The following is a 23,357-nucleotide window of genomic DNA, read 5'->3' as shown; positions in this document are numbered from 1 at the left end:
GCCATGTCGCCTTCCGATACCGCTTCGCCGGCGCAGCTGCTGGCACTCGTCCTCGACGATCAATGGGATGCCGCGCTGGCGGCCGGGTTGATGGACTACGTCCCGCAGCCGGGCGACGAAGCGCTGCGGCCCGATCATCCCGATCTTCCACAGCGGCTGCAGCACGCACAGCAGCAATTGCAACGTGCCTGGGCCGCACGCGAGCGCTACCGCCAGCGCCAGCAGCGACTCGCGCGCCGTGCTGCCGAGCGCGATGCACGCCGTGCACCGCCCCCTACACCCGAGATCCAGAAACCCGCCCTGCCCTCGGCCGCTGCCGCGATTCTCGCGCGCGCCAAGGCCAAGGCCGCGGGCCGCACCTCCTGATGGCCACGATGAAGAAAACCGTCGCACGCACCGCGCGCATGCCCAAGGCCGACGTGATCGAAATGTTCACGCGTCTGCGCGAGCTCAACCCGCACCCCAGGACCGAACTGGAGTACAGCTCGCCGTTCGAACTGCTGGTGGCGGTCACGTTGTCGGCGCAGGCCACCGATGTCGGCGTCAACAAGGCCACGCGCAAACTGTTCCCGGTCGCCAATACCCCGCAGGCGATCCTCGCTCTCGGTGAGGACGGCTTGAAGAAGTACATCGCCACCATCGGCCTGTACAACGCGAAAGCGAAGAACGTGATTGCCGCGTGCGCCATGTTGGTCGAACAGCACGGCGGCGAGGTGCCGCGTGATCGTGCTGCACTCGAGGCGCTTCCCGGTGTCGGTCGCAAGACCGCCAATGTCGTGCTCAACACGGCCTTCGGCGAACCGGTGATGGCAGTGGACACACACATCTTCCGCGTCTCCAACCGCACCGGGCTGGCGCCGGGCAAGGACGTGCGTGCGGTGGAGGATCTGCTGGTCAAGGTGATCCCGGCCGAGTTCCTGCTCGATGCGCATCACTGGCTGATCCTGCATGGCCGTTACGTGTGCAAGGCACGCAAGCCGGACTGCCCGCAATGCGTGATCCGCGACCTGTGCCGTTTCAAGGAAAAGACGGCTGCCTGAACGGGGGCGACGACTGCCATATGGGCGCAACCCGGCGGTCATCTCCAGACGGCATCAATAGCAGCCCCTGACGCCGCTTGGGATACGGGCGATGACGGTTTGTCCGAAACTGTCACATTTACGCAATCTTCACTAATTAGCCTGCGCAGCATCTTCCCACCTGCCTGCAAGGCTCCTTCCATGAAACTGCATCGCCAACTTCTTACTGCGGCCGTGGCGGCTGCGCTGTTCGTTCCGGCCGCTCACGCTGAAGTGGCCATCGATGTGATCGGCGGTTCGGAAATCACGTTCGAGGGCCTGGTCCAGGCCGACGGCAACTGGTTCGACAACGATGTGACCGACCTCAACGGCGGTGATGCCGGCAACGGCAAGAACAGCGAATTCGAGTTGCGCCGCGCCGAGCTGGTGCTCAAGGGCAAGGGCCCGGGCAACGTGGAATGGGTGGTGGGCTACGACGCCAAGGCCGACAAGTTCCTGGACACCAACCTGAAGTACAAGCTGGCCGGCAACGCCAACCACTTCGTGCAGTTCGGCCAGTTCAAGCAGCCCAACAGCCTGGAAGAACTCTCCAGCACCAAGAACAACGACTTCATCTCCAAGGCCGCGGTCACCAATACCTACGCCGTGGCCCGCCGCCTCGGTGGCGCCTACAGCATCGGTGACAACAACTGGTCCGTCACCGCCAGCGGCTTCGGCCGCGAACTGACCCGCAACCTCGCGCACGGCAGCGGCTACGGCGCCCGTGGCACCTGGGCCCCGATCAATGAGAAGGGCCAGGTCCTGCACTTCGGCCTGAGCTATGTGGACTACGACACCGACGCCGACACCCTGCGCGTGCGTGCCCGTCCCAACGCCGACCTGGCCACCGCGCGCCTGGTCGACAGCGGCAACATGGTGGACACCGACCGCGTGAGCACGATCGGTGCCGAAGCGATGTACATCGGCGGCCCGTTCAAGGCCCAGGCCGAGTACTACACCAGCAAGGCCAAGCGTTACTCGCACGACAACTACAGCAGCGACGGTTACTACGTCAGCGGCCTGTGGAACATCAGCGGCGAGACCTGGGGTTACAAGGGCGGCACCCCGACCACCGGCCTGCCGGATGAGCCGGGCCGCGGCATGTGGCAGCTGGGTGCGCGTTACGACCACATGGACCTCAACGACGGCAATCTGTCGGCGAACCCGGTGGCCGGTCGCCCGCCGATCGTCGATGGCGTGCTGGGCGGCAAGATGGACATCTGGACCGTGGGCGTGAACTACTACTGGCGCTCCAACACCAAGTTCGCGCTGAACTACGTGATGGTGGACAGCAAGAAGTACAGCTCGACCGCGCGCACGTTCGTCAACGACGATCCGAACATCCTCGAAGCGCGCCTGCAGTTCTTCTGGTAAGCCCTGCAGTACGCGTGTGACACAAAGGCGCAGCTTCGGCTGCGCCTTTTTTCGTGTTCGTCCGCGGGTATGCTGTGCGCCCCTCGCCCCATGGATGGACCCGATGCGTATCGCACTCTCGCTGTTGCTGGCCGCCGCGTGCAGTGCCGCCGCCCTGCCCGCCCAAGCCCAGGACTGCCATGACGCCCAGGCGGCAGCGCAGGAGGCCTACACGGTCCGGGCACCCAACGTGCTGCCCGACCGCGCCGGCTACACACGCGACATCGCCGCCAGCGTCTGCCGCCGATGGCCGGCACGCCCGGAGCTGACCTTGGTGGCCACGCCGGTCTGGCGCGACGGCGGCAACAACGACTCCCGCGATGGCGATGTGGAGGTACTGGTGATCGATACCGACACCCTTGCCACGCGCGCATGGGCGGTGCTGCTCGGCGCACTCGACAGCGATGCGATCTTCTTCGATGGCATGCACCTGGATACCGCGCGCTACCAGCTTGCGCCGGACACCCTCGCCTTCGGCCTGCGCGTGAAGCGGCGCAATGGCTCCGGGCCCAATCCGTTCAGCGAAGAACAGGTGCATCTGCTGGCGGTGCAGGCAGACACGCTGCGCACGCTCGGCCCAGCGATGGTGCTGCGTCGCTTCCAGGCCGAGTGGGATACCCGCTGCGCCGGCGACTCCATCGACGTGACGCGCACCGTGGCCGTTGGGCCCAAAGGCAGACACGGCTTGGCCGACCTCATCCTGCGCGAGCGACGGGTCACCACGCACAGCTGGATGGACGGTGACAGCTGCCGCGACCAGGACACGCCGGTGGAAGGCGAGCGCCACGTGCTGCGCTTCGACGGCCGCCGCTACGCGGTCCCGGAGGCGCTGCAGCCGTTGTGACACCCCTTCCAGAAGGCGTGTCACGAGGTGGTCATATGACAGACGCTGCGCTGTCATCGAACCGTTATGGAATGAGCACCGGGCGGGACACCCCGCACCTTCATCCATCCCAGGAGCCACCCCGTGATCCACGCCTTCAAGTCGCGCGCCGCTGTTGCCGTCCTCGCCGCGTCGTCCGTGTTCGCCGCCAACGCCGCCGATGTGACCGGCGCGGGCGCCTCGTTCATCTACCCGGTCATGTCCAAGTGGTCGGCCGACTACAGCACCGCGACCGGCAAGAAGGTCAACTACCAGTCCATCGGTTCCGGTGGTGGTATCGCCCAGATCAAGGCGGCGACCGTTGATTTCGGCTCCTCCGATGCCCCGCTGAAGCCGGAAGAACTGGCGGCGGCCGGCCTGGCCCAGTTCCCGTCGGTGATCGGCGGCGTGGTCCCGGTGATCAACGTGGCCGGCATTGCCCCGGGCGCGCTGAAGCTCGATGGCCCGACCCTGGGCAACATCTTCCTGGGCAAGATCAAGACCTGGAACGACCCGGCGATCGCCGCGCTGAACCCGGGCGTGAAGCTGCCCGACGGCAAGATCACCGTCGTGCACCGCTCGGACGGTTCGGGCACCACCTTCAACTTCGTCAACTACCTTTCCAAGGTCAACCCGGAGTGGAAGACCAAGGTCGGTGAAGGCACCTCGGTCCAGTGGCCGGTCGGCATCGGTGGCAAGGGCAACGAAGGCGTTGCCGCGTATGTGAAGCAGATCAAGGGCGGCATCGGCTACGTCGAACTGTCCTACGCGCTGCAGAACAAGATGTCCTACGCTGCGATGAAGAACGCCTCGGGCAAGATCGTGCTTCCGAGCGACACCTCCTTCGCCGCCGCTGCTGCCAGCGCCGACTGGGCCAGCGCGAAGGACTTCTACCTGGTCATGACCAACGCCCCGGGCGCCGATGCGTGGCCGATCACCGCCACCAACTTCATCCTGGTCCGCAAGCAGCCCAAGAACGTCGCCAACGCCAAGGCCACCCAAGAGTTCTTCCGCTGGATCTACAAGAGCGGCGATGCGCAGGCCAAGCAGCTCGACTACGTCCCGCTGCCGGACACCTTGGTCAAGCAGATCGAGACCTACTGGTCGCAGAACCTGAAGTATTGAGGAAGTCACCACCCACGGTGGTGACCTGCCGGTAGGTGCCGACCGTTGGTCGGTACGCGTCGCCCCCGACGCAACCCACCGGACAGTGCAATGGCGCCGGAAGGACCTCTCTCCCCTTCCGGCGCCATCGGGCGCGGACCGCAAGGTTCCGCGCCTTTTTGTTGCCTGCCGCAAAACGCCCGACCCTTGTGCCGCAAGGCTTTGCGTGCGCTCGGTCACGGCGTCATCAAGCTGTAACAAAAACATCATTTCATAGTCGCGTCGCCGGAAAGACCGGCCCTTATCCCGCTATGGAGTGACGCATGAAACTGCACACGGCCAGCATCGCCGCCCTTTCCCTGGCCATCGCGCTGGGTCTTTCCGCCTGCAAGCCGGGCGCTGAAGGCCAGGCCGCCGCGCCGGCCACCGATGCGCCCGCTGCCGCTCCGGCCGCTGGCGATCGCCTGACCGCCGAGATTTCCGGCGCCGGTGCCTCCTTCATTTTCCCGCTGGTGTCCAAGTGGTCGGCCGACTACAACACCGCCACCGGCGCCAAGATCAACTACCAGTCGATCGGTTCCGGTGGCGGCATCGCCCAGATCAAGGCCGGCACCGTTGACTTCGGTTCCTCCGACAAGCCGCTGAGCAGCGAAGAGCTGGCCCAGGCCGGCCTCGGCCAGTTCCCGTCGGCGATCGGTGGCGTGGTGCCGGTGGTCAACATCGACGGTCTGGAAGCCGGCAAGCTGCGCCTGAGCGGCGCCCTGCTGGCCGATATCTTCCTGGGCAAGGTCAAGACCTGGAACGACCCGGCCATCGTCGCCGCCAACCCGGGCGTCAAACTGCCCGACGGCAAGATCACCCTGGTCCACCGTTCGGACGGCTCGGGCACCACGTTCAACTTCTCCAACTACCTGTCCAAGGTCAGCCCGGACTGGAAGAGCAAGGTCGGCGAAGGCACCTCGGTGCAGTGGCCGGACGGCGTGGGTGGCAAGGGCAACGAAGGCGTGGCCTCGTACGTGAAGCAGATCAAGGGCTCGATCGGCTATGTCGAACTGGCCTACGCGCTGCAGAACGGCATGCCGTACGCCTCGATGCAGAACGCCGCCGGCAACTGGGTGCAGCCGAGCGCGGAAACCTTCGCCGCAGCAGCCGCCAGCGCCGACTGGGCCAGCGCCAAGGACTTCAACCTGGTCATCACCAATGCCCCGGGCGACCAGGCATGGCCGATCACCGCCACCAACTTCATGCTGATGCACAAGCAGCCCAAGGATGCCCAGCGCAGCAAGGACACCCTGGCGTTCTTCAAGTGGGCCTTCGAGAAGGGCCAGACCCAGGCCAACGAACTGCACTACGTGCCGCTGCCGGCCGAGCTGGTCACGCAGATCGAAGGGTACTGGGCGGCTGAATTCAAGTGATCCAGACCGGACCCGCGCATTGCGCGGGTCCGGAGTGTGGCGCCATGACACCGTTCTGCCAGGCATGGCCTGGCACTACCCCACCTAATTTTGGGCCCCCGCCTTTCCCATGAATGCCATCGCCCAGCCTGTTCCCGCACCGTCCACCCGCGACCTGCGTGACGCCCGCAATGACAAACTGTTCCGGTGGGTCCTGATCGCCACCGTCATCCTGGTGCTGGTCGCCCTGGCCTGCGCCGCGCTCTCGATGCTGTGGGGCGGCCGCCATGCCCTGCAGGAGCAGGGCCTGAGCTTCTTCTATTCGTCCGAATGGAATCCGGTCGAAAACAAATTCGGCGCCCTCGCGCCCATCTACGGCACCCTGGTCACGGCTCTGATCGCGATGGTCATCGCGGTGCCGGTGAGCTTCGGTATCGCCTTCTTCCTGACCGAGGTCGCCCCGCGCTGGCTGCGTGGCCCGGTCGGTACCGCCATCGAACTGCTGGCCGGTATCCCCTCGATCATCTACGGCATGTGGGGCCTGTTCGTGCTGGTCCCGGTGATGACCGAGTACGTCACCCCGTTCCTCAATGATCACCTGGGCACGCTGCCGATCATCGGCCCGCTGTTCCAGGGTCCGCCGCTGGGCATCGGCGTGCTCACCGCCGGCTTCGTGCTGGCGATCATGGTGATCCCCTTCATCTCCTCGGTGATGCGCGAAGTGTTCCTGACCGTGCCGACCCGCCTGAAGGAATCGGCCTATGCGCTGGGCTCCACCAAGTGGGAAGTGAGCTGGGACATCGTGCTGCCCTACACCCGCTCGGCGGTGATCGGCGGCATCTTCCTCGGCCTCGGCCGTGCCCTGGGTGAAACCATGGCGGTGGCCTTCGTGATCGGCAACAGCGTGCGCCTGTCGCCGTCGCTGCTCGAACCGGGCACCACCATCGCCGCGCTGATTGCCAACGATTTCGGCGAAGCCACCGAGACCTACCGTTCGGCACTGCTGCTGCTCGGCTTCGTGCTGTTCCTGGTGACCTTCGTGGTGCTGGCGATCGCCCGCCTGATGCTGATGCGCCTGGCCCGCAAGGAGGGCAACTGATGTCCACCGCCAACGCCCAACCGCTGTACCTGCGCCGCCGCATCGTCAACGTGGTCGCGCTGCTGATGTCCTGCCTGACCGCACTGTTCGGCCTGTTCTTCCTCGGCTGGATCCTGTGGACGCTGGCCTCCAAGGGCCTGGCCGGCATCAACCTGGATCTGTTCACCAAGATGACCCCACCGCCGATGCAGGAAGGCGGCCTGGCCAATGCCTTCTTCGGCAGCGCGGTGATGTGCGGCCTGGCCATCGCCATCGGCACGCCGCTCGGCGTGCTGGCCGGCACCTGGCTGGCCGAGTACGGCAACTTCCGCAAGACCGGCACGGTGGTCCGCTTCGTCAACGACATCCTGCTCTCGGCGCCGTCGATCGTGCTGGGCCTGTTCGTCTACACCCTGTACGTGATGCAGACCGGTGGCCAGTTCTCGGCCTTCGCCGGTGCGCTCTCGCTGGCCTTCATCGTGCTGCCGGTGGTGGTACGGACCACGGATGAAATGCTGCGCCTGGTGCCTTCGCAGATGCGCGAAGCGGCGCTGTCGCTGGGCATCCCGCAGTGGAAAGTGACGGTGCAGGTGCTGTACCGCAGCGCCGCCGCCGGCATCGTGACCGGCATCCTGCTGGCGCTGGCCCGCATCTCCGGTGAAACCGCCCCGCTGCTGTTCACCGCCTTCGGCAACCAGTACTGGAACAGCAACGTGTTCCAGCCGATGGCCTCGGTGCCGGTGGTGATGAACCAGTTTGCCGGCAGCCCCTACGAATCCTGGCAGGTGCTGGCCTGGGCCGGCGCGCTGGTGCTGACCGTGTTCGTGCTGCTGGTCAGCCTTTCCGCGCGCGGCATCCTGCTGCGCAACCGTATCTCCCATGACTGACCTTTCCACGGACATCGCCATGAACGATCTCTCCAACGCCGTGCCGATGCAGCGCATCGTGGTCCCGGCTTCGCATGAAAGCCTGCACACCCCGGCGCCGATCAAGCTGGCCGCACGCGGGCTGGATTTCTACTACGACAAGTTCCATGCGCTGAAGGGCATCGACCTGGAGATTCCGGAAAAGCGCGTCACCGCGCTGATCGGTCCCTCCGGTTGCGGCAAGTCCACCCTGCTGCGCATCTTCAACCGCATCTACGCGCTGTACCCCAAGCTGGAAGCGCGGGGTGAAGTGATGCTGGACGGGGAGAACATCCTCTCGCCGAAGTACCCGATGAACCGCCTCCGCAGCAAGGTCGGCATGGTGTTCCAGAAGCCGGTGCCGTTCCCGATGACCATCTTCGAGAACGTGGCCTACGGCATCCGCCACCACGAGAAGCTTTCCAAGTCGGAGATGACCGATCGCGTCGAGCAGGCCCTGCGCCAGGGCGCACTGTGGGACGAGGTGAAGGACAAGCTCAACCAGAGCGCGCTGGGCCTGTCCGGTGGCCAGCAGCAGCGTCTGTGCATCGCCCGCGCCGTGGCCCTGCGCCCGGACGTGCTGCTGCTCGACGAGCCGACCTCCGCGCTGGACCCGATCTCCACCAGCCGCATCGAGCAGCTGGTCGAAGAGCTCAAGCACGATTACACGATCGTGATCGTGACCCACAACATGCAGCAGGCCGCGCGCGTGTCCGATTACACCGCCTTCATGTACCTGGGCGACCTGATCGAGCACGACCGCACCGAAGTGATCTTCTCGCAGCCCAACAAGCAGCAGACCGAGGATTACATCACCGGTCGTTTCGGTTGATCGGTGCTGTTCCCTCACCAAATGTCCCAGCCAGGCACGGCCTGGCTCTACCCGGATTGCAGACCATGAATCTTCCCAACGACCACATCGTCAAGAGCTACGACGAAGAGCAGCAGCGCCTGGTGGCCGAGATCGTGCGCATGGGCGAGATGGCCGTCGCGCAGCTGGAGGCGTCCATGGACGTCATCGAGAAGCGCGACGAGAACGCCGCCCAGCGCATCATCGCCAACGATGAAGCCATCGACCAGCTTGAGCAGCACATCAGCCACGACGTGATGCGCCTGGCGCTGCGCGGGCCGATGGCACGTGACCTGCGCGAGATCCTGGCCGGCCTGCGCATTCCGGCCGACATCGAACGCATCGGCGATTACGCCGCCAACGTGGCCAAGCGCTCGATCGCCCTGAGCAAGGTGCCACCGCTGCCGCAGATCCAGGGGCTGCGCGCCCTGGGCCGACTGGCCGCACAGCAGGTGCGCCGCGCGATCGAGGCCTACCGCGACAACGACGCCGCCGCGGCGCTGGAACTGCGCGACGATGACGCCCGCCTGGACGCGCAGTACACCGCGCTGTTCCGCGAGCTGCTGACGTACATGATGGAAGACCCGCGCAACATCACCCCGTGCACCCACCTGCTGTTCATGGCCAAGAACCTGGAGCGCGTGGGCGACCATGCCACCAACATCGCCGAGAACGTGTGGTTCCTGGTGCATGGCGAGCAGGCGCTGCCGCCGCGCGAGAAGCGCGACGAGACCAGCAGTACCGATCACGTCTGAGCGCGTGCTTCCGAAGTGGAACGCAAAAGCCGCTGCCTTCGGGTGGCGGCTTTTTTTGTGACTGGAAAGTCCTGGCTCGGTGAGGGCGCTGCAGGTGTCTCCGTTCGAGCCTTGACGCGAGCGTCAGGGCCCCGAAGCGGCCGACCCACTTGCCGCTGAGGAATGCGGCACTGCACTTCACGAAACGTTGAATCCTGTGTGAGGATTCGATGAGCCGGGCCGGGCCACCATGGCCGCACCTGCTGCCCCCACGCAGCCATCCCGGGCCCCGGCCCATTCCAAGGAGCGTTACCCGATGAGCACACCCACCCGTTCGCTGTCCCTGCTGGCGGCCACTGCGCTGGCCGCAGGCCTGGGCGTCACCGCCTCGGCATCCGCCTTGAGCATGACCGAGCTGGCCCAAGGCTACCTGGTGGCTGGCCAGGCAGCGACCAAGGCCGGCGAAGGCAAGTGTGGCGAAGGCAAGTGCGGTGCGCATGGCGACAAGGCCGGCACCAAGGCAGGCGACAAGGCCGCGACCACCGGTGCCAAGGCCGCCGAAGGCAAGTGCGGGGAAGGCAAGTGCGGCGCCGACAAGGGCAAGGCTGCCGGCGCCAAGGCAACGACCGCTGGCGACAAGAAGGCAGCGGAAGGCAAATGCGGCGAAGGCAAGTGCGGTGCCAAGCACTGACGCCTTCGCCACTGGCCTGGCCCGGTCGCCGCTGCCTGCGGCGGCGACCGGACTGGGTTTGCGCCGCGCCCTGCTGCAGGACCTGCGTGACGCGCCCGCCGGCGATATCGACTTCCTCGAATGCGCGCCGGAAAACTGGATCGGTATCGGTGGGCCGGCCGGCGACGCACTCGCCGAACTGGCCACGCGCCACCCGCTGACCTGCCATGGGCTGTCGCTCTCGCTGGGCAGCACCGCGCCGCTGGATACCGTGCTGCTGGAACAGGTAGGACGCTTCCTGGCGCGGCACAACGTGCCGCTGTACAGCGAACACCTGAGCTACTGCAGTGATGAAGGTCACCTCTACGATCTCCTGCCGATCCCCTTCACCGACGAGGCCGTACGCCACACTGCATCACGCATCGCCCGCGTGCAGGACCTGCTGGGCCGGCGCATTGCCGTGGAGAACGTGTCCTACTACCTCGCCCCGGAACCGGCCATGGACGAACTGGCCTTCACCAATGCCGTGCTGGCCGAGGCCGATTGCGATCTGCTGCTGGACGTCAATAATGTCTACGTCAACGCCTGCAACCACGGCTACGACGCCGATGCGTTCATCGCCGGGCTGCCGGCCGCCCGCATCGTGTGCCTGCATGTCGCCGGCCATCTGGACGAGGCGCCCGATCTGAAGATCGACACCCATGGCAGCGCGGTGATCGATCCGGTCTGGGACCTGCTCGCCCGCACCTATGCGCGCATCGGTGCACGCCCGACGCTGCTGGAACGTGATTTCAATTTTCCGCCGTATGCCGAACTACGCGGCGAACTGCAGCACATCCGCCAGCTGATGGCCGCCCATGCCGGGAACGGACATGACTGACGCCCCGGCGCGCCTGCACGCACAGCAGAGAGCGTTCACCGCGCATCTGCGCGACCCGGACCATATCGCCGCACCCGAGGGCATGGACCCGCGCCGGCTGGCCATCTACCAGCGGTTGGTCTTCAACACTGTACTGGGGCTGCTCGGCAACGGTTTCCCGGTATGCGTCCAGCTGCTGGGTGACACGGCGTGGGCCACCCTGGTCCGGCGCTTCCTTGCCGGCCACCCGGCGCAGACGCCGTTGTTCACCGAACTGGCCGCCGAGTTCGTGCAGTGGCTGCACCATCAAGCCGCGCTGCCGCACCCGGCGTTGGCCGAACTGGCCCATTACGAGTGGGTGGAAACGGCCCTCTACCAGTTGGACGCGCAGCCCCTGCCGCCCTCACCGGGCATGGACCCCATGCACGCGTCGCTGCAGCGCTCGCCGCTGGCCTGGCCACTGCTCTATCAGTGGCCGGTGCATCGGCTCGGCGCCGATGACGCGCCTTCCCAGCCGGCCCCCGAGCCGACCGGGCTGCTGGTCCGGCGCGACCCTGATGGCCAGGTCCGCTTCGCCGTGGTCAGCCCCATGGCCGCACGGTTGCTGGAGCAGATCGGCCAGCACCCCGGCAGCACAGGGGCCACTTACCTGCAGCAGCTCGCGCAGACGCACGGCATGGCGGCCGATGCCTTGCGCCTGCCCGGCGCCGCCCTGCTGCGCCAATTCCACGACAACGGCGTGATCGGGCCCGCTGCGCCCGCCACCTGACCCTTCCACACAGGAATCGCATCGATGAAGTCACCGCCCCTGCTCGCCCTGCGCGACCGGCTGGATCGCCTCGGCCCGTGGTTGGCCCCGCTCGGCCTGCGCCTGCTGATGGGCTGGGAGTATTTCGAGTCCGGCCGTGAAAAACTGCGTGGCCAGAACTGGTTCGAGGACCTGCAGCAGGCCTTCCCGTTTCCGTTCGATCAGCTGCCGGCCACCCTCAACTGGCAGCTGGCCACCTGGTTCGAGCTGGTTGGCGCAGTCTGCCTGCTGTTCGGGCTGGGGACCCGCCTGGCCGCCAGCTGCCTGCTCGTGCTGACCGTGGTCGCCACCGCCGCCGTGCACTGGCCGATGCACTGGGATGGTCTGGCCGAGCTGGCGATGGGCTATGTCATCACCGATCAGGGCTTTGGCAACTTCAAACTGCCGCTGCTGTTCCTGGCCATGCTGCTGCCTCTGGCCGTGCAGGGCGCGGGCCCGTTGAGCCTGGATCACCTGCTGCGCCGCGGCCGCGGGCGTCCCCCTGCCCTGGCCTGAGCGCAGGGGGGGTACAGGCCGCTCTGCTAAACTGGTGCGATGACTGACGACCTCCCCCGCTCCGACGCGCCGGCTGCTGCCGACGCACTGCCCGCTGCTGCCCAGCGCTTGATGGCAACCCGCTTCCGCGGCTTCCTGCCGGTGGCGGTGGACGTGGAGACCGGTGGATTCGATTCTGATCGCCACGCCCTGCTGGAGATCGCCGCCGTTCCGATCGAGATGGACGAGAACGGCCTGCTCTATCCCGGCCAGACCGCCAGCGCCCACGTGGTGCCGGCCGAAGGCCTGGAGATCGATCCCAAATCGCTGGAAATCACCGGGATCATTCTGGATCACCCGTTCCGGCTGGCCAAGGTCGAGCGCGATGCGCTGGACCACATCTTTGCCCCGATCCGGGCGGCGATGAAAAAGTACGGTTGCCAGCGCGCGATCCTGGTCGGGCACAACGCCCACTTCGATCTGGGCTTCGTCAATGCGGCCGTCAATCGTACCGGCCACAAGCGCAACCCGTTCCATCCCTTCAGCGTGTTCGACACCGTCACCCTCGGCGGCATCGCCTACGGGCAGACCGTACTGGCACGCGCCGCCACCGCCGCCGGGCTGGGCTGGGATGCCGATGAAGCGCACAGCGCGGTGTACGACACCGAGCAGACCGCCAAACTGTTCTGCAAGGTCGCCAACAGCTGGCCGCGCCCCTGAGCAGCATCACCCGATAGCGGTCCTGTCGCGCCCTTCGCTCTTGGCGCGGTACAGCGCGCGATCGGCGCGCTGGTAGAGCAGCATCGGCGTGCGGTCGGCAGCGTCCAGTTCGACCAGACCGGCGCTGAAGGTGACGTTCAGGCCCGGAATACCGGCCCAGTCCGGATGATCATGGAACAACCCACGCAGGCGCGCGCAGACCTGGGCCGCCTCATCCAGGCGGGTGTCGTTGAGCAGCAGCGCGAATTCCTCGCCACCGGTCCGCGCCGGCATGTCCGAATCGCGGCAGGCCGAGGCCAACAGACGCGCCACTTCCACCAGCACCACGTCGCCCACCGAATGGCTGTGCCGGTCGTTCACTTCCTTGAAGTGATCGATGTCCAGCACCACCAGGCACAACGGGTGGCGGCTGCGCTGCGAACGGGCGAAATCGCGCGCCAGTGCTTCATCGAATGCACGCCGGTTCGGTAGACCGGTCAGCGCATCTTCACGGGCCTGCCGCTCGAACGCCTCGGCCTGCACCGCCAGGCGGTCGGCCAGTTCGGTCTTTTCCTGATTGAGTGCCTGCAGGTTGACCGTCTGGGTCTGCAGATCCAGCGTGGCTTCCTGCACCATCCGCGCCAGCCGCACGTTGCTGGCCTTGTAGCGGTTGATCAGATACCGGTACAGCGCCACCAGCCCAGCCAGCAACAACAGCGCGGCGATCAACTGCACGCTGTGGCGCTGCCACAGGAACGGCTCCACCGTGAATTCCCAGACCGCTTCGCTGTCGCTCCAGACGCCACCTGGATGCGCGGCGGAAACGTGCAGCGTGTAGTCGCCCGGCGGCAGGCCGATGAATTCCACGCTGCGCTGCTGGCCACGCTCGACCCAGCCCTTGTCCAGTCCTTCCAGGCGGGTGCGGTAGCGGATGCGCTCGGAAAGCAGGTAACTCAGCCCCACATAGCTCACGCTCAGGCGTCGCCCGCCCGGGATCGTGTTGTGGTCGCTGCCCTGCCAGTGCAGTGGCACGCCATCGACAAGCACGGTCTCGATCACCGCCGGTGGCGCCAGGCGCTCACGGAAACGCTGCAGGCGCAGTGGATCGACGGTGCTCAGCCCGCCGGCCGTGACCACCCAGAAGGTGCCGTCCTGGCGCAGGATTGCCGAGGGGCCGGAACTGCCGTTGGCCTGTGAGTTGGCCATGCCGTCGATCTCGTTGTAATGCTCGACCTCGACCCGTGCGGCACGCCCGTCGGCAACGGCGTTGAGCATGGCCATGTCGGTCCGCAGTACGCCGCGGTTGCTGCTGATCCAGACGTTGCCCACGCGATCGGGAATCAGCTGGAAGACCGTATCCACCGGCATGCCCTGCTCCAGGCCGACCCGTGCCAGCTTGCCTTCCTGGTAGCGGTACAGGCCGCGATCGGTGCTGACCCACATCGCATCGCCGATCTGCTGGAAGCCGAACACGCTGCGGCCACCACCCAGTGCCTCCAGATCGATCACCTGCACGCGGTTGCCGCGCAACACGCGGATGCCCTCGATGGTGCCGATCCACAGGGCGCCTTCGGCATCGTGCGCCAGCGCGGTGGTCAGCCCGGTGGGCATGCCGGGAAAGGCCACCGGCTCGGCCTTGTCGGCGACGATGCGGACCACGCCTTTCTGGGTGCCGGCCCAGATCACCCCGTCACGGTCGATGCTGATCGCGCGGATGTTGCCCCCCAACAGGCCGTCGGCGCTGCCGTACGTCCGCCGCGGTTGCCCGTTCTCGCCGACCCGGAAGATGCCATCGCCGAAGGTCCCCACCCACAGATCACCGTCACGGTCCTGGGCCAGACTCAGCACCGAGGGGCTCTTGCCGACGTTGTTGCGCAGCGGCACCGGACTGAAGTTTCCCTGGGCATCGCGGCGATCAAGCCCGCGCGCACTGCCGATCCAGAGCTGCCGTTGGCGATCCTCGAAGACGGTGCGGACGTAATCACCACTGAGCCCGTCGCGTTCGGTGTAGCTGCTGAACAGGGTTTCGCGCAGGCGATACAGGCCACCGTTGGCGCCTACCCAGATGCTGCCTTCGGCGTCTTCTCGCAGGCTGACCACGCGCCCGCCGGGCAAGGACAGCCCGGCCGGCAACCGCTCCAGCCCGTGCCGGGACAGCCGCAGCAGGCCCTGGTTTTCGGTCCCCAGCCACAGGTCGCCGTGGCGGTCCTGCAGCATGGCCGTGATGTGGGTCGCGCCGGGCAGGCGATGCTGCAGCAAAGGCACGCCATCCTGCATGCGGTAGATGCGCTCGCTGGCCACCACCCACATCACGCCATCCGGCGCACGATAGGGCCAGACCAGCCCACGGCCCAGACCGAAGCTCTCCGGTGCCCGGCGCAGGACCCCGTCGTTGTCGCGCACCACCAGGCCATCCAGGGTGCCGACCCAGACCCGGTCCTGGGCATCCACGACCAGCTTGGTGAAGCTCATCGCCAACGGCACGTCGGCCGGTGGCGCCTGGTAATCGAAGGTACCGTCGGGGCCCAGACTGGCAATCCCCTTGCCTTCGTACAGCAGCCACAGGCGCCCATGGCTGTCCATCTGCATGGCCTGGATCAGCACCTGCGGTGTGTCGGCGCGGTGTTCCCACACCTGCCAGCGGCCATCCGCCCCCCGGCGGGTCACGTTGCCGCGCGAATCACTGATCCACAAGCCGCCACTGCGGTCCACCAGCAACGCCCCGACCCCGTTGTCGCGCAGGCCCGGGGTGGTGCTGCGGTCGAACACGGTGAAGTCCAGGCCGTTGTACCGGACCAGCCCCTCCCAGGTCGCAAACCACAGGTGCCCTTCGGGCGTCTGCGCGATATCACGCAGGGAGTTGTGCGGCAGCCCGTTGCGCGAGGTCCAGACGTCGATGGCGTAATCGCGCAGCGGCGGCGGCCCATCCTGCGCCGACAGCGACCATGGCAGCGCGCACAGCAGCAACAGCCATAGCGCTGCCGCCTGCAGCGTTGGCATGCCCAAGAACTTCACGTGTGCCGGCCGCCACCGGATCCTGCCCCCCCGATCGCTCATCCGTATGGATCAACCTTGGGCAGGCGCCGTGTGCATGGGGGGAACGGCCGTGCACCAGCGCGATGGCTGGCAGAGTCGTACGCTCTCATGGAGGAGACGCTGGAAAGAGATGCCCATAGTAGGCAAATCCTTTCGGTTTGGGGGACCAGCGTCAGCCCCCGCGTGGCCCCGCCGCCGCCCGCGCCGGCGCGGCCCAGCGGACGATCGCTTCCAGCCCGCCCTGCGGATGGTTGCGCAGGTGCAGCGTCGCGCCGTCCTTTTCGGCCAATGCCCGGGCGATGGTCAGCCCCAGCCCGGCACCACCGGTCTGGCGCGAGCGCGAGGTCTCCAGCCGCACGAACGGGTCGAACACCGCTTCCAGTTCGTCCTCGGCCAGGCCGGGGCCGCTGTCGCGGATGCGCACCTCCACGTCCTGCCCGGCCTGCTCCACCCGCACGCGTGCGCTCTGGCCATACATCACCGCGTTGTCGACCAGGTTGGAGAACAGGCGGTGCATCGCCAACGGGCGCAGCATCAGCACCGCCCCGCTGGGCTGCTCGAAATGGACATCGGCGCCGGCTTCGGCGGCATCTTCGACGATGCTCTCCAGCAGCGAATCCAGGTCCAGCGCGGCACGTTGTTCAGCGCTCTCGGCGCTGCGGGCCAGCTCCAGGCCTTCACGGATCAGCGCCTGCATCGCGCCGAGATCGGCGATCAGGCGTTCACGCAAGGTCTCATCGGTGACGTTCTCCAGCCGCAACCGCAAGCGCGTCACCGGTGTCTGCAGATCATGGGTGATCGCCGCCAGCATCTGGGTGCGCTCACCAAGGTGGCGCTGCAGCCGCTTCTGCATGGCGTTGAACGCCTCCGCGGCCCGGCGGACCTCGAACGGACCGGTCACGGGCATCGGGGCGCCCTGCAGGTCATCGCCCAGCGCGGCGGCGGCATCGGCCAACCGCTGCAGCGGGGCGCTGGCCATCCGCGCCACGATGTAGGCCAGGATCGCGATCGCCACGACCAGCAAGGTCAGGAACAACGGGTCCACGGCGAGCACACCATTGTGCGCGACGGCGGGGGAATCCAGCGCCAGCCGCAGCGGTGTGCCATCGGTCAGCTGCAGCGTGACCACGCGGCACTTGGGTGGGATGAAGGCCGGGTCGCGCTCACGCGGCGGGTGCCGCATCTTTTCTTTGTCGCGCGGTGGCGGCGGCAGCAGCTCCGGCAGCCGCGGCAGGCAGGAGCGGAAGGAGGTGAAAGCCACCTGGCTGCTCGCCACCGGGCCGGGCCGGTCATCGAGGATCTCCATCAGCGCGGCATCGGGTCGGCCGATGCGTGCCCCCTCCGGCAGCTGCCGCACACTCGGCCCGCCACTGGTGAGCAGCCGCTGGCGCAGCTCGGGATTGCCGTCCAGCAGATTCACGAACCCCTGCAGGCGGTCGGCGATGCGGTTGAGGTTCTGCCGCTCGAACTCCTGCTGGCGCTTGGTACTGGCCAGCATGGTCGCGCCGATCGCGGCCACGCTCATGCCCAGCAGCAGGATGACGAACAGTCGCCCCACCATCGAGGAAAAGAAGTGGCGCAGGCGTTTCATTCCAGGGTGACAGCCGCCGCAAGCACATAGCCTTCGTTGCGCACGGTTTTGATCAGGCCATCGCTGCCGCCATCATCGGCCAGCTTGTTGCGCAGGCGGCTGACCTGCAGATCGATGGCGCGATCCTGCGATTCGTAGTTGCGGCCGCTGCTCAGCGAGACCAGCTGTTCGCGCGACAGCACCTTGTTGGCATGCCCGACGAACACCCGCAGCAGCCGGAATTCGGCGCCGGACAAAACCACCACGCGCCCATCGGGATCGACCAGATGGCGGTGTTCGAGATCGAATATCCAACTGGAGAAGCGCGCACGGCGGATCGCCAGCGGCTCCAGGTTGGCTGGCAACGCCTCGGTGCGGCGCAGCACGTTGCGGATGCGGGCGAGGAGCTCGCGCGGTTCGAACGGCTTGGCCAGATAGTCGTCGGCGCCCATCTCCAGGCCGAGCACGCGATCGATCGGCTCGCTGCGCGCGGTCAACATGATCACCGGTGTGCTCGAGCGCGCGCGAAGATCGCGGCACAGGGTCAGGCCGTCCTCACGCGGCAGGTTGAGGTCGAGCACGATCAGGTCGACGTGTTCGCGCTCCAACAGCTGGCGCATGCCCTGGCCATCGCTGGCGGTGCTCACCAGGTAGCCGGCGCGGCCAAGCTGCTCGGCGAGCAGCTGGCGGATATCGTTGTCGTCATCGACGATCAGCAGTCTGTGCATGCTGTTGGCAGTCTCCATGCGGTGATCATCCCCTGTCGGGAGCTGAACCGCATCTCCTGGTTTGCGTACGTCTGTTTCAAAGGGTGATGCAGATACACAACGAAACGTGTTGAGCACCGCAGGGATACATCTTGGTACACGGCGAGCATTGAGCCGGCAATGAACGATCTTCACAATGCTGACAACGCCGATGCACCGGCCTGCCGAGTTGACGATCATCGTGAAGCCCCGTTTGCCCAGAACCCGCCGTGCTCGCCTCCTGCTGCTGCTCGTGGTGCTCGTCCTGATCGCCGCGATTGTGGCATGGATGCTGCGCAAGCCGGCCGCACCCACCCTGGCGACCTCGCCGGTCAGCCGTGGCGATATCGAACAGACCGTGGAAGCCACCGGTGTTATCGATGCCTACAAGCTGGTCAGCGTGGGTGCGCAGGCCTCCGGTCAGATCAAATCGCTGAAGGTCCAGCTCGGCGATAGCGTCAAGGAAGGCGACCTGATCGCCGAGATCGACGCCACCACCCAGCAGAACCAGGTGCTCAACGCCCAGGCCTCGCTGGACCAGGTCAAGGCGCAGCGCGCGGTGCAGCAGGCCAGCCTGCGTGAAGCCGAGCTCGAGTTCGCGCGCCAGCAGCAGATGCTCGCCGCCGAGGCCACCTCGCGCGCCGAGTTCGATGCGGCCGATGCCAAGCTCAAGACCGCGCGCGCCCAGATCCAGTCCTTCGATGCACAGATCACCGGCCGCGAAACCGAACTGGGCACCGCCCGCGCCAACCTGGCCTACACCCGCATCACCGCGCCGATGGACGGCACCGTGGTGGCGGTGGTCGCCGAAGAGGGCCGTACCGTCAACGCCAACCAGACCGCACCGACCATCGTGATGCTGGCCCGTCTGGACCTGGTCACGGTCAATGCGGAAGTCTCCGAAGCGGACGTGGTCAAGATCAAGGCCGGCATGCCGGTGTACTTCACCACGCTGGGCGAGCCGGACCGCAAGTTCCACGCCACGCTGCGCCAGATCAACCCGGCACCGGCCTCGATCGCCAATGACAGCTCGTCCAGCTCCAGCTCGTCCAGCTCCAGCTCCAGCACCGCGGTCTACTACAACGCGCTGTTCGACGTGGAAAACCCGGACGGCACGCTGCGCATCGACATGACCGCGCAGGTCTCGGTGATGCTCAAGCAGGCCAAGGACGTACTGATCATCCCGGCCGTTGCGCTCGGCCCGAAAACCCGTGACGGGCAGTACATGGTGCGTGTGGCCGATGCCGATGGCATGCCCACGCCGCGCAAGGTCAAGATCGGCATCAACAACGGCGCCACTGCCGAAGTGCTGTCCGGCCTGGCAGAAGGCGACAAGGTCATCGTGGGCGAAGGCGGCGGCGCGCAGGGCGCCGGCAGCGGCAACCGCGGCGGCGGCGGCGTGCGGATCAGCGGCCCCGGCATGGGTGGGCCGCGCCGATGAGCAGCGCCTCGACGGGCACGCCGCTGCTGCGGCTGCGCGACCTGCGCCGGGAGTTCCCGGCAGGCGATGAAACGATCGCTGTGCTGCGCGACGTCAATCTGGACATCGCGGCCGGCGAGATGGTCGCCATCGTTGGCCAGTCCGGCTCGGGCAAGTCCACGCTGATGAACATCCTCGGCTGCCTGGACCGGCCGACGCGCGGCAGTTACCAGGTGGCCGGCCGCGAGACCGGCCGCATGGAGCCGGACGAACTGGCCGAGCTGCGCCGCGAACACTTCGGCTTCATTTTCCAGCGCTACCACCTGCTCGGCGATCTGGATGCGCGCGGCAACGTGGCCGTACCGGCGGTGTATGCGGGCAGCCCCGGCCCGGTGCGTACCGCGCGGGCCGAACAGCTGCTGCAGCGGCTCGGCCTGGGCGACCGCATGAACCACAAACCTGGCCAGCTCTCCGGTGGCCAGCAGCAGCGCGTTTCCATTGCGCGGGCGCTGATGAACGGTGGCGAGGTGATCCTTGCCGATGAGCCGACCGGCGCACTGGACACCAAATCCGGCGAAGAGGTGATGGGCATCCTCGGCGAGCTGCATGCCGAGGGCCACACCATCATCATCGTCACCCACGACATGAGCGTGGCCGAACACGCCCAGCGCATCATCGAGATCCGCGACGGCGAGATCATCGCCGACCGCATCAATCCGAAGGCGCCGAGCTACCGCGCGCAGCGCCAGCCGACCGTGGCTGCCGGCAAGGGCCACAGCTGGCGGGCTGCGCGGGATCGTTTCACCGAAGCGTTCCGCATGGCCCTGCTGGCGATGAATGCCCACCGCCTGCGCACCTTCCTGACCATGCTCGGCATCATCATCGGCATCGCCTCGGTGGTCTCGGTGGTGGCGATGGGCAATGGCTCGCAGCAGCAGATCCTGCAGAACATCAGCGCGCTGGGCACCAACACGATCGACGTGTATCCCGGCCGCGGTTTCGGCGACATGCGCTCGGCCCGGGTACAGACCCTCAAGGCCAGCGACGCCGATGCGCTGGGGCGGCAGAGCTACATCGACAGCGCCACGCCCAGCGTGTCCTCCTCGGTGACTGCGCGCTACCGCAACCAATCGGCTACCGCGCAGGTCAACGGCGTGGGCGAGCAGTTCTTCCGGGTCAAGGGCGTCACCCTGATCGCCGGCAGCTTCTTCGATACCGATGCGGTGCGCAGCCTGGCCCAGGTGGCGATCATCGATGAGAACACCCGCACCCAGTTCTTCCCCAACGGCGAAGACCCGGTGGGCCAGGTGATCCTGCTCGGCAACGTGCCGGTGCGCGTGGTCGGCGTGGCCCAGCGGCAGAGCTTCGGCTTTGGTGGCAGTACCAGCTTGAGCGTGTGGGTGCCGTACACCACGGTGATGTCGCGCATGCTCGGCCAGAGCCATGTGTCCAGCATCACCGTGCGCGTGGATGACGCCACCCCGATGGATGCCGCACAGGCGGCCATCTCCAAGCTGCTGATCATGCGCCACGGCACCGAGGACTTCTTCCTCAGCAACAGTGCCGAGATCCGTCAGACCATCGAGCAGACCACCCGCACGATGACCCTGCTGATCAGCGCCATCGCCGCGATCGCGCTGCTGGTCGGCGGCATCGGCGTGATGAACATCATGCTGGTCTCGGTGACCGAGCGGACCCGCGAGATCGGCGTGCGCATGGCGGTCGGCGCGCGGCAGAGCGACATCCGCCAGCAGTTCCTGATCGAGGCGGTGCTGGTGTGTCTGCTCGGCGGCCTGCTCGGCGTCGGCCTGTCCCTGGTGGTCGGCTGGCTGTTCGGCAAATTCGCGCCGGACTTCCAGATGCTGTTCTCGACCGCATCCATCGTGGCCGCCTTTGCCTGCTCCAGCCTGATCGGCGTGGCGTTTGGTTTTCTGCCGGCGCGCAATGCCGCCCAACTTGATCCCGTGGAGGCGCTGGCGCGCGAATGAAGATTTCTCCTGCTCTGCTGCACCCCGCTTCGCTGCGTCCACTGGTCCTGGCCTGCGTGACCGCACTGGCCTTGTCGGCCTGTGTCAGCACCGGCCGCTACCCGATCGATGCACCGGCGGTCCCTGCGACCTATGGCCGTGGCGATGCCACGTTGAACACCCCCACCGAAGCGGTGACCGAACAACCGCATGCGGCGACGGCCGATGTCCGCAGCGATGCCTGGTGGACCCAGTTTGGTGACCCCGGCCTGGACCGCGTGATTGATCGCGCCCTGGCCGCCAATACGGACCTGGCCTCGGCCGGGCTGGCCGTGCAGCGCGCGCGCCTGCAGGCCGGTCTGGCCGACAACGCGCTGTGGCCGCAGCCCTCGGGCAGCGTCAGCAGCAGCGGCAACCGCCCCATCGACCAAAGCGCGGACTGGAACCGCGGCAGTTCGGCCGGCGTGTCCCTGCAATGGGAGATCGACCTGTGGGGGCGCCTGCGCACCCAGCGTGACATCGCCCAGTGGGAAGCCCAGGCCAGCCAGGAAGACCTGCAGAACACCGCGCTGCTGGTGATCAGCGACGTGGCCACGCAGTACTGGACGCTGGCCTTCCTCAACCAGTCCATTGCCGCCGGCCAGGCCAACCTGGAGCGCCTGCAGCGCACCCGCGAGCTGGTCCAGGCGCGCTTCGATGCCGGTGCGGTCTCGCGCCTGGAAGTGCGCCAGGCGGCCCAGAGCCTGGAGGCCCAGCGCGCCGCGCAGAGTGCACTGGAGCAGCAGCGCGTCGCCGCGCGCAATGCGCTGACGGTGCTGCTGGATGGGCAGCCGCTGGCACTGGCCGAGGAGCCGCAGCAGCTGCAGCGTGTGGGCAGCCCGGTGGTTGCCGAAGGCCTGCCGGCCGATCTGCTCGGCCGCCGCCCGGACCTGCGCGCCGCCGAACTGCGCCTGCGCAACAGCCTGAAGACCATCAAGGTCACCGCTACCCAGTACTACCCGGCGTTGAGCCTGACCGGCAGCGTCGGTACCGGCGCCACCTCGCTCTCCGACGTGCTGAAGAACCCGGTGGCCACCCTCGGTGCCGGGCTGTCGTTGCCGTTCCTCAATGTGCGCCAGGCGCAGTTGAACACCCGGCTGGCCGGCACCGATTACCAGATCGCGGCCAACGGGTTCCGCCGCACGCTGTACACCGCGCTGTCGGAAGTGGACAACGCCCTGTCGGCGCGCACCCAGTTCGCCACGCAGGTGGCGGCCTCGCAGGCGTCCTACGACGAAGCGGTGGAGATCGAGCGGATGTATGAAGTGCGCTACCGGGTCGGCGCCACCGACCTGCGCACCTGGCTGGAAGCGCAGCAGACCCGGCGCGATGCCGAGCTGTCACTGGCCTCCGTGCGCCAGCGGCAGTTGATCAACGATGTGACATTGTTCAAGGCGCTGGGGGGAAGCGCGGGCTGATGCACCACGTAGAGCCGACCGTTGGTCGGCTATCGATGCACCACGTAGAGCCGACCGTTGGTCGGCTATCGATGCACCACGTAGAGCCGACCGTTGGTCGGCTATCGATGCACCACGTAGAGCCGACCGTTGGTCGGCTATCGATGCACCACGTAGAGCCGACCGTTGGTCGGCTATCGATGCACCACGTAGAGCCGACCGTTGGTCGGCTATCGATGCACCACGTAGAGCCGACCGTTGGTCGGCTATCGAT

The 23,357-nt window shown here is 66.9% G+C and carries 21 protein-coding genes; 18 read left to right on the top strand and 3 right to left on the bottom strand.

Going from position 1 to position 23,357, the window contains the following annotated elements; translation table 11 throughout:
• Window positions 1-3 precede the first annotated feature (3 nt).
• The 15 genes from ABE422_RS17265 to rnt all read left to right on the top strand — a co-directional run bounded on the left by ABE422_RS17265 (window position 4) and on the right by rnt (window position 12,929).
• Complete coding sequence (locus ABE422_RS17265) at window positions 4-366, top strand: hypothetical protein (RefSeq protein WP_313217762.1); 363 nt, start codon at window positions 4-6, stop codon at window positions 364-366.
• Window positions 366-1,040 (top strand): endonuclease III, encoded by a 675-nt coding sequence (nth, locus tag ABE422_RS17260; RefSeq protein WP_313217761.1) that lies wholly within the window; start codon window positions 366-368, stop codon window positions 1,038-1,040. The genes ABE422_RS17265 and nth overlap by 1 nt, the downstream gene beginning before the upstream one ends.
• A gap of 180 nt (window positions 1,041-1,220) precedes the next feature.
• Window positions 1,221-2,432 (top strand): OprO/OprP family phosphate-selective porin, encoded by a 1,212-nt coding sequence (locus ABE422_RS17255; RefSeq protein ID WP_313211697.1) that lies wholly within the window; start codon window positions 1,221-1,223, stop codon window positions 2,430-2,432.
• 103 nt (window positions 2,433-2,535) lie between these two features.
• Complete coding sequence (locus tag ABE422_RS17250) at window positions 2,536-3,315, top strand: hypothetical protein (protein WP_313217759.1); 780 nt, start codon at window positions 2,536-2,538, stop codon at window positions 3,313-3,315.
• A 123-nt stretch (window positions 3,316-3,438) separates the two neighbouring features.
• Entirely contained in the window at window positions 3,439-4,458 is a 1,020-nt protein-coding gene (pstS, locus tag ABE422_RS17245) for a phosphate ABC transporter substrate-binding protein PstS (protein WP_070471808.1), read from the top strand.
• Window positions 4,459-4,760: 302 nt separating this feature from the next.
• Window positions 4,761-5,852 carry a phosphate ABC transporter substrate-binding protein PstS gene (pstS, locus tag ABE422_RS17240; protein WP_313211694.1) on the top strand — a complete coding sequence of 364 codons (1,092 nt, stop codon included), beginning with the start codon at window positions 4,761-4,763 and terminating at the stop codon, window positions 5,850-5,852.
• Between the two features lie 109 nt (window positions 5,853-5,961).
• The gene (pstC, locus tag ABE422_RS17235) at window positions 5,962-6,930 is read left to right on the top strand and encodes a phosphate ABC transporter permease subunit PstC (RefSeq protein ID WP_313211692.1); all 969 of its coding nucleotides are present in this window, start codon (window positions 5,962-5,964) and stop codon (window positions 6,928-6,930) included.
• Window positions 6,930-7,796: a phosphate ABC transporter permease PstA gene (gene pstA, locus ABE422_RS17230; RefSeq protein ID WP_313211691.1), complete on the top strand. Its 867-nt coding sequence runs from the start codon at window positions 6,930-6,932 to the stop codon at window positions 7,794-7,796. The genes pstC and pstA overlap by 1 nt, the downstream gene beginning before the upstream one ends.
• Before the next feature lie 19 nt (window positions 7,797-7,815).
• Window positions 7,816-8,646 (top strand): phosphate ABC transporter ATP-binding protein PstB, encoded by an 831-nt coding sequence (gene pstB / locus ABE422_RS17225; RefSeq protein ID WP_313211720.1) that lies wholly within the window; start codon window positions 7,816-7,818, stop codon window positions 8,644-8,646.
• 65 nt (window positions 8,647-8,711) lie between these two features.
• The gene (gene phoU, locus ABE422_RS17220) at window positions 8,712-9,419 is read left to right on the top strand and encodes a phosphate signaling complex protein PhoU (protein WP_152151802.1); all 708 of its coding nucleotides are present in this window, start codon (window positions 8,712-8,714) and stop codon (window positions 9,417-9,419) included.
• 295 nt (window positions 9,420-9,714) lie between these two features.
• Window positions 9,715-10,089, top strand: coding sequence for a hypothetical protein (locus ABE422_RS17215; RefSeq protein WP_313217755.1), 375 nt, complete (start codon window positions 9,715-9,717; stop codon window positions 10,087-10,089).
• Window positions 10,076-10,948: a DUF692 domain-containing protein gene (locus ABE422_RS17210; protein WP_346483398.1), complete on the top strand. Its 873-nt coding sequence runs from the start codon at window positions 10,076-10,078 to the stop codon at window positions 10,946-10,948. Before ABE422_RS17215 ends, ABE422_RS17210 begins: the two co-directional genes overlap by 14 nt.
• Window positions 10,941-11,696, top strand: a complete 756-nt coding sequence (locus ABE422_RS17205; protein WP_313211688.1) for a putative DNA-binding domain-containing protein — start codon at window positions 10,941-10,943, stop codon at window positions 11,694-11,696. The genes ABE422_RS17210 and ABE422_RS17205 overlap by 8 nt, the downstream gene beginning before the upstream one ends.
• Window positions 11,697-11,720: 24 nt before the next feature.
• Window positions 11,721-12,230: a DoxX family protein gene (locus ABE422_RS17200; RefSeq protein WP_346483397.1), complete on the top strand. Its 510-nt coding sequence runs from the start codon at window positions 11,721-11,723 to the stop codon at window positions 12,228-12,230.
• A 111-nt stretch (window positions 12,231-12,341) separates the two neighbouring features.
• Complete coding sequence (rnt, locus tag ABE422_RS17195; protein ID WP_088433103.1) at window positions 12,342-12,929, top strand: ribonuclease T; 588 nt, start codon at window positions 12,342-12,344, stop codon at window positions 12,927-12,929.
• A gap of 6 nt (window positions 12,930-12,935) precedes the next feature.
• Here rnt and ABE422_RS17190 read toward each other — a convergent pair whose 3' ends face one another.
• From ABE422_RS17190 to ABE422_RS17180, 3 genes are all read right to left on the bottom strand, one after another.
• Window positions 12,936-15,908: a two-component regulator propeller domain-containing protein gene (locus ABE422_RS17190; RefSeq protein WP_313211686.1), complete on the bottom strand. Its 2,973-nt coding sequence runs from the start codon at window positions 15,906-15,908 to the stop codon at window positions 12,936-12,938.
• Window positions 15,909-16,116: 208 nt separating this feature from the next.
• Entirely contained in the window at window positions 16,117-17,535 is a 1,419-nt protein-coding gene (locus ABE422_RS17185) for an ATP-binding protein (protein WP_313211684.1), read from the bottom strand.
• Window positions 17,532-18,260, bottom strand: coding sequence for a response regulator transcription factor (locus tag ABE422_RS17180; RefSeq protein ID WP_121041545.1), 729 nt, complete (start codon window positions 18,258-18,260; stop codon window positions 17,532-17,534). Before ABE422_RS17180 ends, ABE422_RS17185 begins: the two co-directional genes overlap by 4 nt.
• Before the next feature lie 172 nt (window positions 18,261-18,432).
• On the opposite strand from ABE422_RS17180, the gene ABE422_RS17175 reads away from it, so the two are divergent.
• The 3 genes from ABE422_RS17175 to ABE422_RS17165 are packed head-to-tail and all read left to right on the top strand — an operon-like array spanning window position 18,433 to window position 23,104.
• Complete coding sequence (locus tag ABE422_RS17175) at window positions 18,433-19,701, top strand: efflux RND transporter periplasmic adaptor subunit (RefSeq protein WP_313211683.1); 1,269 nt, start codon at window positions 18,433-18,435, stop codon at window positions 19,699-19,701.
• Window positions 19,698-21,668, top strand: a complete 1,971-nt coding sequence (locus ABE422_RS17170) for a MacB family efflux pump subunit (RefSeq protein WP_313211681.1) — start codon at window positions 19,698-19,700, stop codon at window positions 21,666-21,668. The genes ABE422_RS17175 and ABE422_RS17170 overlap by 4 nt, the downstream gene beginning before the upstream one ends.
• The gene (locus ABE422_RS17165; RefSeq protein ID WP_346483396.1) at window positions 21,665-23,104 is read left to right on the top strand and encodes a TolC family protein; all 1,440 of its coding nucleotides are present in this window, start codon (window positions 21,665-21,667) and stop codon (window positions 23,102-23,104) included. Before ABE422_RS17170 ends, ABE422_RS17165 begins: the two co-directional genes overlap by 4 nt.
• The last annotated feature ends 253 nt before the right edge of the window (window positions 23,105-23,357 follow it).

The organism is Stenotrophomonas sp. TWI1151, from assembly GCF_039673135.1.
Classification (GTDB): Bacteria; Pseudomonadota; Gammaproteobacteria; order Xanthomonadales; family Xanthomonadaceae; genus Stenotrophomonas.
The sequence above is the reverse complement of the archived record's forward strand: the minus strand, read 5'-3'. Positions and strand labels throughout refer to the sequence as shown.